The organism is Sodalis ligni, assembly GCF_016865525.2.
In the GTDB taxonomy this organism is placed as follows: Bacteria; Pseudomonadota; Gammaproteobacteria; order Enterobacterales; family Enterobacteriaceae; genus Acerihabitans; species Acerihabitans ligni.
Map to the genome: position 1 here is coordinate 5640204 of NZ_CP075169.1, position 11838 is coordinate 5652041.

The following is an 11838-nucleotide window of genomic DNA, read 5'->3' on the forward strand; positions in this document are numbered from 1 at the left end:
ATGCCATGCCGGGACGCTGAATACCAGAGCGCCCCGCCGGGTATGGAATTAACCTAACGTTATGCGGCGTTGCTGTTCGCCAGCCCGGAACGGTTATTACGCCAGTTCTCATAAAAGCGCTGCAAAATCAGCGCCGGCCACTCCGGTTCCGTCTGCGACTGCAGGCTTGCCAACTGCTCTTTGGCGCCGCTCCGGGTGCTGTGGCGCAGACAGCTCGCCATCAGGGACCGGCTGAATTCGGGATGGAACTGCAGCGAAAAGGTTTGCGGGCTATAGCGGATGATCTGGCAATCATCCCGGGGCGAGACGGCCAATACCCGCGCCTCGGCGGGAGGACGCAGCACCGTCTGCAAATGGGACAGCCAGACGGCGAACTGCCCCGGCAACCCCCCAAGCAGCGGATCGTCCTCGGCGCGGGCGGTGATCCGCACCTGTTGCAATCCCCCTTCCCAGCCGCGGGGATTATCGGCAACGACGCCCCCCAGCGCATAAGCGATAAGCTGATGTCCGTAGCAGATACCCAGTAACGGCAGTTCCAGGGCATGTACCCCGCGGATCCAGGCGGCGGTAATCTCGCTCCAGGGGGCATGATCGGTAACCATCGACCAGGACCCGGTAATGATAGCCGCTGAAATCCGATCCGGATCGGGCAACCGATCGCCGCGATAGGGGCGGATCAAGACATATTCATGGGATTCCAGGCCGAGTCTGTCTACAAACCACTGGTACTGCTCCCCCACCTCGGCGGCGATGGCCGTAGGCGGTTCTCCCATCTGGACAATCGCCAGCGGTGCGTAAAAGGGTAAGTCCATTGCTGATTCCAATTCTTATGCTGATTTGAATGCCGGCGGGATCGATACCGATCGCGCCACAACGTCATGCAAAGTCATGCCGGCTACAGCGTTGACGCCGGTTCGTTATTCCATTATGCCTGCCACGGCGCCGCCAGGTCTACCGGCGATGGGGGCTTTTCCATGCTAATTAACGATTACCTTAGCAAGAAAAATGCTAATAGCGCATAGACCAAGGCGGCGTCATCAGGCCTATGGCAGGCCCTCTGATACCCGGCGCGCACTGTTTCGTTCAGTCAGTCCAGGGAATCCCCTTGCTCGAGTTTGCCGATGAGCTCTACCCGCCGCTGATGGCGACCCCCTTCAAACTCGGCGGCCAGCCACTCGTCAACGATCATCTTCGCCAGTTCGCCGCCTACCACGCGGGAGCCGAAGGCCAGGATATTGGTATCGTTATGCTGGCGGGAGAGTTTGGCCGAATAAGGCTCGCTGCAGGCCACGGCGCGGATGCCCGGCACTTTATTGGCGGCGATGGAAATACCGATGCCGGAACCGCAGATCAGGATACCCAGATCCGCTTCATGGTTCATTACCGCATCGGCAACCGACTTGGCGTAGAGGGGATAATCGGTGCGCTCCGACGTATAGGTGCCTTTATCGATGACAGAGATACCCTTGGATTCGAGATGGCTGACTATCTCGGGCTTCAATAACCAGCCCACATGATCGCAGCCGATGGCAATTTTCATCATTCGCTAACCTCAATTCCGTCCCGGGCTATTATCCGCATAGAGAGCTACCCGAACAGGGCCCCCTGAACCGGGAGATATCACCGGTGCATTTGTTCATGGATACTAAACTTCACAATAAAATACTTAATATAATTTAAAATTATTGTGAAGTTATGCCTTTCAAAAAATCGCAATAACAAGACATATTTTATCACGCCATGCCTGTCATCTGACCGATTTTATGGCATAACACTGCGTAATGCAATAATATCCATCGTGAGTCAACGGTGCATTCGGCAGACCGCGCCGGTTCTTTCGTTTTATTGACCCTTGGCAAATCTTCACAAATTTTTTTACTTCTATGAATATTCCGCCATGGCCGGTATTGTCATGCTTTTTCAAACCCTGGCGGGATGGCATTATCACCGGCCGGTTTGCTATAACTGACAGCCTTGACCTGTTAAGGAGGGTGGTAAATGGTGGATTTGATCAATAACGAAAATGCCTTGGCGATTGGCGCTAAGATAAAATGTCGCTCTCGCTGCTCAATACGACGGAGCGCGGCATCGCCGAGTGGTTCATCACCAGAGGAAACGTGGATAAACAAACCAGTATCAAACACGTCGCTTCGTCATTGAATGTCTCGGAACCCCTTATCGTCAAAGTGGCTAAAAAACTGGGTTATACCGGTTTTCGTGAATTGCGTCAGGCGTTATGGTCCTATTTTGCCGCTCTGCCTTTTGATAAAGAAGAAGAAATTTCTGAGGACGACAGCATTGAGCTGGTGCTGGATAAAATATTCAATAATTCCATCAATGCGTTAAAAGAGGCCCAGTCCGTCGCTGATCCGACGGTTATCGCCGAAGCATCCAGACTGATACTGCTGGCCGGGCATGTTACGCTGTTCGGCGTCGGCGGTTCGGCCACGGTGTGCCTGGATTTTGAGCACAAGCTATTACGCATCGGCATCCTCAGCCACTCCTATAACGATTATCACCTGATGCTCATGGTGGCCTGCCAGCTAGCGGAAGGGGATGTGGTGATTGTTATTTCGCAATCCGGCGATACCCGAGAACTGCTGCAGGCCGTGCAGGTGGCGAAGGACCGGGGCGCAAAAATCATCTGTATTACCAATGATAATGTTTCGCTTCTGTCGCAACTGTCCGATTTGTCCATCTTCAGCCCCGCCCGCGGCGGTCCGTTATTAGGCCAGAATGCCGTAGCCCGCATTATTCAGCTCAATTTGCTGGATACGCTGTTTATTGCCCTTGTTTTGCAGGACTATCATGGAGCAAAAGAAAAACTGGAACGAAGCATCGAAATAGTCAAACCTTTACATGGCAAGGGATAAAACAGCGGTTACGATCCTGGGTACGGTTGGTTTTTTGAGTCGATTCCAGAGGAAGTTCTAATGAACGAGCTCTTTTCATTGCAGAACAAAAAGATATTAATCACCGGTTCCGCGCGGGGTATAGGTTTTATTCTGGCCCGGGGACTGGCGCAGTACGGCGCGGATATCATTATCAACGGCACCACCGCCGAGGGTACGGATAAAGCGGTGCGTGAATTGCGGGAAGAGGGTTATACCGCGTATGCGATGCCGTTTGACGTTACCGACAGCGGCGCCGTCAAGGACGCCGTCCAGCGTATTGAATCCACTATCGGCGCCATAGATGTGTTAATAAATAATGCCGGTATCCAGCGGCGCCATCCCTTTACCGAATTTCCGGAGCAGGAGTGGGATGACGTTATCGCCGTGAACCAAAAGGCGGTATTTCTGGTTTCCCAGACCGTCGCACGGTATATGGTGAAACGGAACCGCGGCAAAATCATCAATATCGGTTCGATGCAAAGCGAACTGGGCCGGGATAATATTACACCCTATGCCGCGTCAAAAGGCGCGGTGAAAATGCTGACCCGCGGTATGTGCGTTGAGCTGGCCCGCTATAATATCCAGGTAAACGGCATTGCCCCCGGTTATTTTAGTACCGATATGACCAAAGCCCTGGAAGAAGATGACGCTTTTACCGCCTGGCTCACCAAACGTACCCCCGCCGGACGCTGGGGCGATCCGCAGGAACTCATCGGCGCGGCGGTATTTCTTGCGGCGAAATCCTCTGATTTTGTCAACGGACACCTGCTGTTTGTGGATGGCGGCATGTCCGTAGCGGTCTGATTGATTCCCCCTGGCCGTTGGCGCGGCGAAAAAAATGCGCACGCCCCGTCCGCTTGATGCCCGGCGGTTCCAGGCTTTCAGCGGCAGATATCGGTCCGTGCGCTATCCTTTTTAGATTATTGTCAAAAGCCACTGCTTCCCTGTGCTTTTCATTTTCCATGGTTACGCCGGCCAGAAAGTGCTGCACTTCACGAAATCGTTACCCCACCGCCGGCCGGCGTGATTATCGGCCGCCGGTGCCGTTATCCCTCCTTAGCCCTATTGCCCGTTAGCGGGTATAATCGTCTCATGGACGCCGTTGGACTCTCCGGGCGTAACCACATAACTCTATAACTACAGCGGCGCGACCACGCATGACCGAATTGACTTATCTGCAGGGATACCCGGAGCATCTGCTGGCGCAGGTGCGGACCTTGATCCGCGAGCAGCGCCTGGGAGCGGTATTGCAGCAGCGCTATCCGGGAACCCATAGCGTCACCAGCGACAAAGCGCTCTACCAGTATGTGGTCGGGTTGAAAAACGCCTATTTGCGGAATGCGCCGCCGGTGGACAAGGTTGCCTGGGACAGCAAGATTCATGTGATTAAGAATGCCCTCGGCCTCCACACCGCCGTATCGCGTATTCAGGGAGCCAAACTCAAGGCCAAGGCGGAAATCCGTATCGCCACGGTATTCAAAAAGGCGCCCGCCGACTTGCTGCGGATGATCGCCGTGCATGAGCTGGCGCATTTGAAGGAGAAACAGCATGACAAGGCATTCTATCAGCTGTGCTGCCATATGGAGCCCCGCTATCATCAGCTTGAATTCGATACCCGTCTCTGGTTGACCCAGCTTGCGCTGGCGGATGGGGAAAACCGGGACTAGCCATGCCCGTGCCGCGGCACATGGAGAACCATTTAAGCTATAGAGAGAGAAGACCTGCCACTATATCCATCAGGAGGTTAATTTTGTCTGAGCGTTTCGACGATGGCAGCGCCGGCGATGCGGATTACGGGGTTATCGGCCGGGAATATTCCCGCTACCGCCGCCCCGATCCCGCCATCGCCGGTTTAATCAGAGATGCCCTCCGGCCCGCGCGCACGGTACTGAACGTCGGCGCCGGCGCCGGTTCCTACGAACCCACCGATCTTGAGGTCACCGCCCTGGAACCCTCCGCCTCGATGCGCGCCCAGCGGCCGGCGCATTTGCCCCGGGCCATTGAAGGCGTGGCCGAGGCGCTACCCTTTGCCGACGGGATCTTTGATGCCGGCATGGCGACGTTCACGGTACATCAATGGCAGAACCTGGCCCAGGGACTGGCGGAGATGCGCCGCGTCGTTCGCGGCCCCATCGTTATCCTGTCCTGCGATCCCGGTGAGCTTACCAAATCCTGGCTGAATGACTACGCGCCGGAAATGATCGCGGTGGAGGCGAAGCGCTATCCGCCCATGAGCAGCCTGACGGCGGCGCTGGGCAAACACGCCAGCGTGCGGCCGGTCCCGATCCCCTTGCGCTGCAGCGACGGTTTCGGCGAAGCCTATTATGGCCGGCCGGAAGCCCTGCTTGATCCCGGCGCGCGCCGGGCGAATTCCGCCTGGAGCTTCGTCGATCCGTCCGTCGCCGAGCGCTTTGTGCGGCATTTGACGCGCGATCTCGCCTCCGGCGCCTGGGATGCCAGGTACGGTCATTTGCGCACCCAGCCGAGTTTTGACGGCTCACTGAAATTAATTGTCGGTCACGGCATCGATTCGCCGTCTACGCCGGAATAAGGTTGTGCTATTGTCGTTATCCGTGCAAAAAAACTGATAACCCGATGAAAAACAATATATACGCTCCGGACAGGATCATTACCGAGACCGACCGGGTCCTGGGATGGCGGGACTTCTTTTCGTTATGGTTCTCCCTGGGCATCGGCCTGGCGGTGCTGCAGGCCGGCGCCGTGCTCTCCCCCGGCATGGGCATGGTAAATTCCCTCTATGCCATCACGCTGGGTTCGCTGCTGGGATGCCTGCTGCTGGCGCTGGCCGGCGTGATAGGTTTCGATACCGGACGCTCCTCCATGGCCTCCATGGCCTACAGCCTCGGTAAAAAGGGAGCCTCGGTGCCGGCGCTGCTGAATCTGCTGCAGCTGATTGGCTGGGGCGCCTTCGAGATTGTGATGATGCGCGATGCGGCGTCGTTGCTGGCGGCTCGCGCGCTGGGCAGCCAGAGTATCTGGGCCAATGCCGCCCTGTGGACATGGCTGTTCGGCATCGGCGCCACGGCCATCGCCCTGGGTGGCCCGCTGGCCTTTATCCGGCTGGTATTACGGCGCTGGGGGATCTATCTGCTGCTGATCGCCTGTGCCTGGCTGAGCCTGTCCCTGTGGCGGCACGGGGACATTCACCGGCTGGCGGCGGCGGCGGGCAACGGCAGCCTGCCGTTTGCCGCCGGCTGCGATATCGTTATCTCCATGGCGCTGTCCTGGCTACCGCTTATCGGGGATTACACCCGTTTCGGCAAAAGCGCGCGGCAAAGTTTTCTCGGCACCCTCGGCGGTTACCTGCTGGGCAGCCTGTGGATGATGGTTCTGGGCGGAGCCTATGCTCTGGCGTATGTGGGCAACGGCGACGCCAACGCGCTGCTGGTGGCGCTGTCCGGCGCCGCCCTGGGCATCCCGCTGCTATTGATCCTCATTGACGAAAATGAAAACGCCTTTGCCGACATCCATTCGGCGGCGCTCTCCTCGGCGCTGTTCATCCCGCGCCAGGTGAAGCCCTTGACCTTGATTATCGGCCTCATCTGCACCCTCATCGCCTGGCAGGTACCGTTATCCCAATACGAAAATTTCCTGCTGCTTATCGGGTCGGTTTTTTCACCGCTGTTCGGCGTGGTGCTGGCGGAACATTTCCTGGTGCGCCGCCGCCGCAATCCGGCCCCCGGCGCCGGTTTGTCCTGGCGGGCATTCGCCGCCTGGATCGTGGGTATCGCGGTGTATCAGCTACTGTTGCGGGACTATCCCCAGGTGGGCGCCACCCTGCCGTCGCTGTTGATTGCCGGTTTGCTGCATCTTGGCCTGGCCCGGCGGGGGGAATTTAATAGCGCTCGTTAGAAAAACATTGACGGCACCGGGCGTCGGCCCTAATTTGATAGCGGCTGCGAGAGGGCGCCACCGACGCCTTACTCTTTTTTTTCTGTTCGATTACCCTAAGAGGGTTTTGTATGGTTACCACGGCACAACCGAACATCAGTTTTTATCAGGCATCAGTGCCTGTTTTTATCCGCATGCTGACCAATCTATCCTCCCTGCTGGCTAAAGCGGCGGCCCATGTCCAGGAACAGGGCATCGAGCCGTCAGACTGGATCAACGCGCGGCTGGCGCCGGATATGTTCACCCTGGCAAGACAGGTCCAATCCGCCAGCGATGCGGCCAAAGGCGGCGCTGCGCGCCTGGCGGGCTGTGAAATCCCCAGCTTCCCCGATACCGAAAGCACCTTTGACGAATTGCAGACCCGTATTGCCAAGACGCTGACTTTTCTGGGTAATTTACATCCTGAGCAGTTTGAACACAGCGGCGAACGCCCCGTCGTGATGAACATGCGCGGCAGCGAAAAATCCTTCACCGGTAATGACTACCTATTCCAAATGGCGATCCCGAATTTCTTTTTCCATATCACCACCGCCTACGACATCCTGCGTCACCTGGGCCTGGCGATCGGTAAAAAAGATTATCTAGGCTCTTTCGAATAAAATTTGGCATTAAAAAACGCCGGCAAAATAACTGGATTTTGCCGGCGTTTCTTTGAATGTGATGCTTAGCCGGGGCATCCTACCCTGGCTCATTTATCCGTCATACCATTATTCGTAGATTTCCGCGGTGCCGCGCATTTGGTTATTGCCGGTAACAGAGGTAATACGGAACGATCTGGCACCGGACTGGGCGGCTTTTTCCGCCAGCTGATTTTCAACAGAAGTTACGTCATGGGCGCCGGTAACGGTGATTACGCCCACTTGCTGCTGTTCGGCCGGAGCCGAGCTGACCAAATCGGCGGCGAAGCTACCGAATGACAGAGTGCCCAGTGCGATGGCGGCGATGGCGGCGATGGTGTATTTTACGTTTTTCATTTTCACGGTCTCTCTTTAAAAGTAATGTTTGAAATACCGATTAGCGATATCGTTATTTCATGCAGATGATTATTTTCAGCGAAGGGGAATATCTTTTCCCTCCGGGGCAATTTGTTAGTGCTAATTCTTTTTGCTGATTATCAATTTCAAACGGTGCTTATTGATATAATTCGGCCTTGCCGTGTATTTCGTTATAACCGGTCACCGAGATGATACGGAACGATTTGGCGCCGGCCTGGGCGGCTTTTTCCGCCAGATCGCTTTGAACAGAGGTCGCGTCGTAGCCGTTGACGTTTATCACGCCCATTGACTGCTGCCGGGCCGGAACCGAATTCACTTGGTCGGCGGCAAAGCTACCGAATGACAAGCTACCTAATGCGATGGCGGCGATGGCATATTTAATATTTTTCATTTCCACGGTCTCTCTTTAATAAAGTGCTTTTGAAATAGCGACAGCGATATCGTTATTTCCTGCAGATGCGTTTTTTATTCAGCGGACGGGGATTTAATTCCCCGCCGGGGCTATTCGTTTACCGATAAATAAGCTTACTGATATATTTCCGCGGTGCCGTGCATTTGGTTATTACCGGTGACCGAGGTAATACGGAATGATTTGGCGCCGGACTGGGCGGCTTTGTCCGCCAGCTGGCTTTCGATGGAGGTTACGTCGTGGCCACCGCTAACGCTGATGACGCCGACTTGCTGCTGGTTGGCTGGAGCGGAACTGACCAGATCAGCGGCGAAGCTACCGAATGACAGGGTGCCCAGTGCGATGGCGGCGATGGTGTATTTTACGTTTTTCATGATGTTGTCTCTCTCGTAATTTAAGGGTTTTTGTCTTTGACGTTAATTTCTTAACGTTCGATAACTAAATACTATCCCTCTCACCGCCGCCGATCAACAACTTTTTATTATCGATCGTTAATTTATTACTTAAGAGACTGAAAATAATGATAAAAAAAGTTTAAATTTTCTTGTTTTCAAGCTCGATTCGCCGGCAAAAACCTTCTTTAATTAACATTCGTTAATTATATAGAGCCTGGGGCATGAAGGGAAGGAGAAAAAACCCGGTGACGGCGGGGGAGTCACGGCGTGTTTACGATCTTGCAGCCTGTCTCGACCGGGCACTTTGTCAACAAGCTCAGCGGCTTATACCGCCGGCATTGCCTCGCTCAGGCTTCCGCCAGGCGCTTAAGCAGCTGGATCGCCTCGGCGAGCTGTTCAAGCTCGTGAGGGGCGAAATGATGGCTGATGGCATGGAACAGCCAGTCTTCACGTGCCGCCCGGCCGGCCTTGATAAGCTCGCGGCAGCGCTCGGTCAGGGATAACAGCGTCTGGCGGCCGTCCGTGGGGTCCGGCGTTCCGCTTATCATACCGGCGGCCGCAAGCGTTGCCACCGTGGCGCCCATGGACTGCGGGCGGACGCCCTCGGCCTTGGCGAGGGTCGTGACGGTGGCGGGGCCTTCCCGCTCAAGGCGCAGAATAACCGATTTTTGCGACTGGGTATAATCCCCGGGATGCGCCTGTTCACGCAATCGACGGCTCAGATTGCCGAGCACCAGCCGCAGCTCTCCCGCCATGGCCACGGCGCTTATTTCAGGTTCGCGCTGTTTATTGTCCATCATTCCCCTGGTCGTCCCAACGCCCGCTAAAAGAGTACTGTAACAAATTAAACGGCCAAGGGAAAAAGATTAGGACCGGCTGCCTCCGGGCGAGCCCAGCCGCCGCTCAATGGCGCTGGAGGCGATTTGCAGCACGATAACCATGACCACATAAAACAGCGCCGCCAGCAGATAGGCCTGAAGATTCAGGAAGGTGGCAGAGGCGACCATCTGCGCGTTACGCATCAGTTCGGTCACGCCTATCACCGAGGCCAGGGAGGTGCCCTTGAGCACAATGATGAACTCATTGCATAACGGCGGGAACGCCACCCGCAAGGCCTGCGGCAGTATTATACGCCGCATGGCCTGCGGGTAGGTCATGCCGATGGAGCGGGCGGCTTCCAGCTGCTCGCTGTGGATGGAGGTAATGCTGGCGCGGATGATTTCGGCGGTGTAGGCGCCCGCGTTTACCGCAAATGCCAGGGTGGCGGCGAACAGGCGGTTATCCAGCGGACTCAGCAGTTTTATCAATACCGGGCTGCCGGCCTGACTGGCCCAGGCCGGCAGTCCGAAATACACCAGATAGAGCAATACCAGCGGCGGCACGCCCCGAAACAGCGTGACATAACACAGGCACAGCAAACGCAGCGGAGTACGGCGGGATAGCCGGCCCAAGGCCACCAGCAGACCTATCAGCAATGCGCCGATCATGGCGAAAACCGTCAGCGACAGGCCCACCAGGGCGCCTTTTAAATAGAGCGGCGAATACGCCACCAAAAAGTCAATCATTGCTCGGGCCATCCCCTAATTAACAACTAAGCCATCGCTATTTTGACGCGCTGGACGCCAGGAATGCTTCGATACGAACGCTGGGCGGCTGTTCAAAGAATTGCCGGGCCGGGAGATCGGCGATGATGCGCCCCTGCTCCATAAACACGATGCGGTCGGCAACATCACGGGCGAAACGCAGTTCATGGGTAACCATCAGCATGGTGCGCCCCTCCTCGCTCAGGCGGCGCATAACCGCCAGCACCTCTCCCACCAGCTCGGGATCCAGCGCCGACGTCACCTCGTCAAACAGCAGCAATTCCGGCTCCATGCACAGCGCCCGCGCAATGCCCACCCGCTGCTGCTGGCCGCCGGAAAGCCAGGCGGGATAAGCCTGGGCCTTATCCGCCAGGCCCACCGACGTCAATACCGCCATGGCCCGCGCCACCGCCTCCCTGCGCGGCTGCCGAAGGACCCGGATCGGTCCTTCAATGAGGTTCTCCAGCACGCTCAGGTGCGGAAACAGCGCAAAACGCTGGAACACCATGCCGGTCTTGCGGCGCATGCGGCTGTTATTGGCGTCGCTGTCTTCGATACGCCGCTGTCCCACCTGGCGGTAACCGATTTGTTCGCCCCTGATCAGCACGCTGCCGCTGTCGTAACCGTTAAGGAAATTCACGCAGCGCAGCAGGGTGGTCTTGCCCGCGCCGCTGGGCCCGATGATGGCGACGGTTTCACCCCGTGCGATATCAAGACAGACATCAGTCAGCACCGGAACGCCGTGGAACGATTTGCAAAGTCCGGCGATTCGCAGCACCGGCATTTCATCGTTCCCCGGCGGCCTCTCCGTCATATCTGGCATCTTGCGGCCTCATAGCAATCTTATAAACACACCGGCGCCCGGTTTATTTCGGCACGTTGTCGGCGTTGCCGAACCACTTGACGGCGATGGCGGCCAGGGTTCCGTCCGCTTTCATTTTGTCGATGGCGGTATTGACCTGCTGCAATCCGTCGGTGTCCTGCTTGCGCAGCGCCACGCCGTTCAATTTAACGTCATTGGTCAGCGGCTGTTTCACCACCGCCAGCTTACCGGCGTATTGGCTGGCGACGATGTAGGTTCCGTTAACGCTTTCCACCGCCACCACATCGATACGGCCGAGCATCAAATCATTATAGGCGTCCACAACCGTATTGTAGGTGGTGGGCGTAACGCCCTGCATGGACTGCAGAGCCGTGGCGGCGGCGGTATTGACCATGACGCCCACCCTCAGTTTGCCCAGATCGGCGGCGGTGAGCTGTTCATGGCCGGAGTGGGCTTTGACTACCAGGACAATCGTTTGCGTCATGATCGGTTCAGAAAACGCCACCACTTTTTTGCGATCGTCGCTAATCACCAGATTGGTGATGGCATCGATCTTGCCTCCCTGCAGGGCGGGAATAATACCGTCCCAAGCCATCCCCTCGTAGGATACCGGCACGCCCATATGCTTACCGAGTGCGGCGGCGAAGTCGGCGTCAAACCCCACCAGCTTGCCCGACGGATCCTGAAAGGAGATCGGCCGATAGCTGGGATCGGCGGCGACCCGCAGTTTCGTAAACCCTTCAGCCCCCTGGGCCGACCAGGCACAGACGCTTAATGTGGCGGCGAGTGCCAGCAGTGCCGTGCCGTGCTTTATAGAAAATTTCATT

The 11838-nt window shown here is 56.6% G+C and carries 15 protein-coding genes; 6 read left to right on the forward strand and 9 right to left on the reverse strand.

Translation table 11 applies throughout. The features are described from left to right. Positions 1 to 59: 59 nt before the first annotated feature. Positions 60 to 812: a glutamine amidotransferase gene (locus GTU79_RS26315; RefSeq protein WP_203520667.1), complete on the reverse strand. Its 753-nt coding sequence runs from the start codon at positions 810 to 812 to the stop codon at positions 60 to 62. Positions 813 to 1087: 275 nt separating this feature from the next. Further along, on the reverse strand, positions 1088 to 1543 hold the full coding sequence (gene rpiB / locus GTU79_RS26320; RefSeq protein WP_132924999.1) for a ribose 5-phosphate isomerase B: 456 nt from the start codon (positions 1541 to 1543) through the stop codon (positions 1088 to 1090). Positions 1544 to 2051: 508 nt separating this feature from the next. Between rpiB and GTU79_RS26325 the strand changes: the two genes are divergently transcribed. From GTU79_RS26325 to GTU79_RS26350, 6 genes are all read left to right on the forward strand, one after another. After that, on the forward strand, positions 2052 to 2873 hold the full coding sequence (locus GTU79_RS26325; protein ID WP_214513518.1) for an SIS domain-containing protein: 822 nt from the start codon (positions 2052 to 2054) through the stop codon (positions 2871 to 2873). Between the two features lie 60 nt (positions 2874 to 2933). Next, on the forward strand, positions 2934 to 3698 hold the full coding sequence (gene idnO, locus GTU79_RS26330) for a gluconate 5-dehydrogenase (protein WP_132924995.1): 765 nt from the start codon (positions 2934 to 2936) through the stop codon (positions 3696 to 3698). A 353-nt stretch (positions 3699 to 4051) separates the two neighbouring features. Then, on the forward strand, positions 4052 to 4561 hold the full coding sequence (locus tag GTU79_RS26335; RefSeq protein ID WP_203520663.1) for a YgjP-like metallopeptidase domain-containing protein: 510 nt from the start codon (positions 4052 to 4054) through the stop codon (positions 4559 to 4561). Between the two features lie 83 nt (positions 4562 to 4644). Continuing rightward, positions 4645 to 5445 (forward strand): class I SAM-dependent methyltransferase, encoded by an 801-nt coding sequence (locus GTU79_RS26340; protein WP_203520661.1) that lies wholly within the window; start codon positions 4645 to 4647, stop codon positions 5443 to 5445. Between the two features lie 44 nt (positions 5446 to 5489). Further along, positions 5490 to 6767: a putative hydroxymethylpyrimidine transporter CytX gene (gene cytX, locus GTU79_RS26345; protein ID WP_203520659.1), complete on the forward strand. Its 1278-nt coding sequence runs from the start codon at positions 5490 to 5492 to the stop codon at positions 6765 to 6767. 110 nt (positions 6768 to 6877) lie between these two features. After that, on the forward strand, positions 6878 to 7405 hold the full coding sequence (locus GTU79_RS26350; protein ID WP_132924987.1) for a DUF1993 domain-containing protein: 528 nt from the start codon (positions 6878 to 6880) through the stop codon (positions 7403 to 7405). Positions 7406 to 7513: 108 nt separating this feature from the next. Here the strand turns inward: GTU79_RS26350 and bhsA (GTU79_RS26355) are convergent, their stop codons facing one another. The 7 genes from bhsA (GTU79_RS26355) to GTU79_RS26385 all read right to left on the reverse strand — a co-directional run bounded on the left by bhsA (GTU79_RS26355) (position 7514) and on the right by GTU79_RS26385 (position 11837). Continuing rightward, positions 7514 to 7780: a multiple stress resistance protein BhsA gene (bhsA, locus tag GTU79_RS26355; protein ID WP_203520657.1), complete on the reverse strand. Its 267-nt coding sequence runs from the start codon at positions 7778 to 7780 to the stop codon at positions 7514 to 7516. Between the two features lie 157 nt (positions 7781 to 7937). Further along, positions 7938 to 8192 (reverse strand): multiple stress resistance protein BhsA, encoded by a 255-nt coding sequence (gene bhsA, locus GTU79_RS26360; protein ID WP_203520655.1) that lies wholly within the window; start codon positions 8190 to 8192, stop codon positions 7938 to 7940. Positions 8193 to 8326: 134 nt separating this feature from the next. Beyond that, the gene (bhsA, locus tag GTU79_RS26365; protein ID WP_132924981.1) at positions 8327 to 8584 is read right to left on the reverse strand and encodes a multiple stress resistance protein BhsA; all 258 of its coding nucleotides are present in this window, start codon (positions 8582 to 8584) and stop codon (positions 8327 to 8329) included. A 368-nt stretch (positions 8585 to 8952) separates the two neighbouring features. Continuing rightward, complete coding sequence (locus GTU79_RS26370; protein ID WP_243701507.1) at positions 8953 to 9405, reverse strand: MarR family winged helix-turn-helix transcriptional regulator; 453 nt, start codon at positions 9403 to 9405, stop codon at positions 8953 to 8955. A 66-nt stretch (positions 9406 to 9471) separates the two neighbouring features. Continuing rightward, positions 9472 to 10170 carry an amino acid ABC transporter permease gene (locus GTU79_RS26375; RefSeq protein WP_203520653.1) on the reverse strand — a complete coding sequence of 233 codons (699 nt, stop codon included), beginning with the start codon at positions 10168 to 10170 and terminating at the stop codon, positions 9472 to 9474. A gap of 37 nt (positions 10171 to 10207) precedes the next feature. Further along, complete coding sequence (locus GTU79_RS26380; protein WP_413726852.1) at positions 10208 to 11002, reverse strand: amino acid ABC transporter ATP-binding protein; 795 nt, start codon at positions 11000 to 11002, stop codon at positions 10208 to 10210. Positions 11003 to 11054: 52 nt separating this feature from the next. Further along, positions 11055 to 11837: an ABC transporter substrate-binding protein gene (locus tag GTU79_RS26385; RefSeq protein WP_203520651.1), complete on the reverse strand. Its 783-nt coding sequence runs from the start codon at positions 11835 to 11837 to the stop codon at positions 11055 to 11057. Between the last annotated feature and the right edge of the window lies 1 nt (position 11838).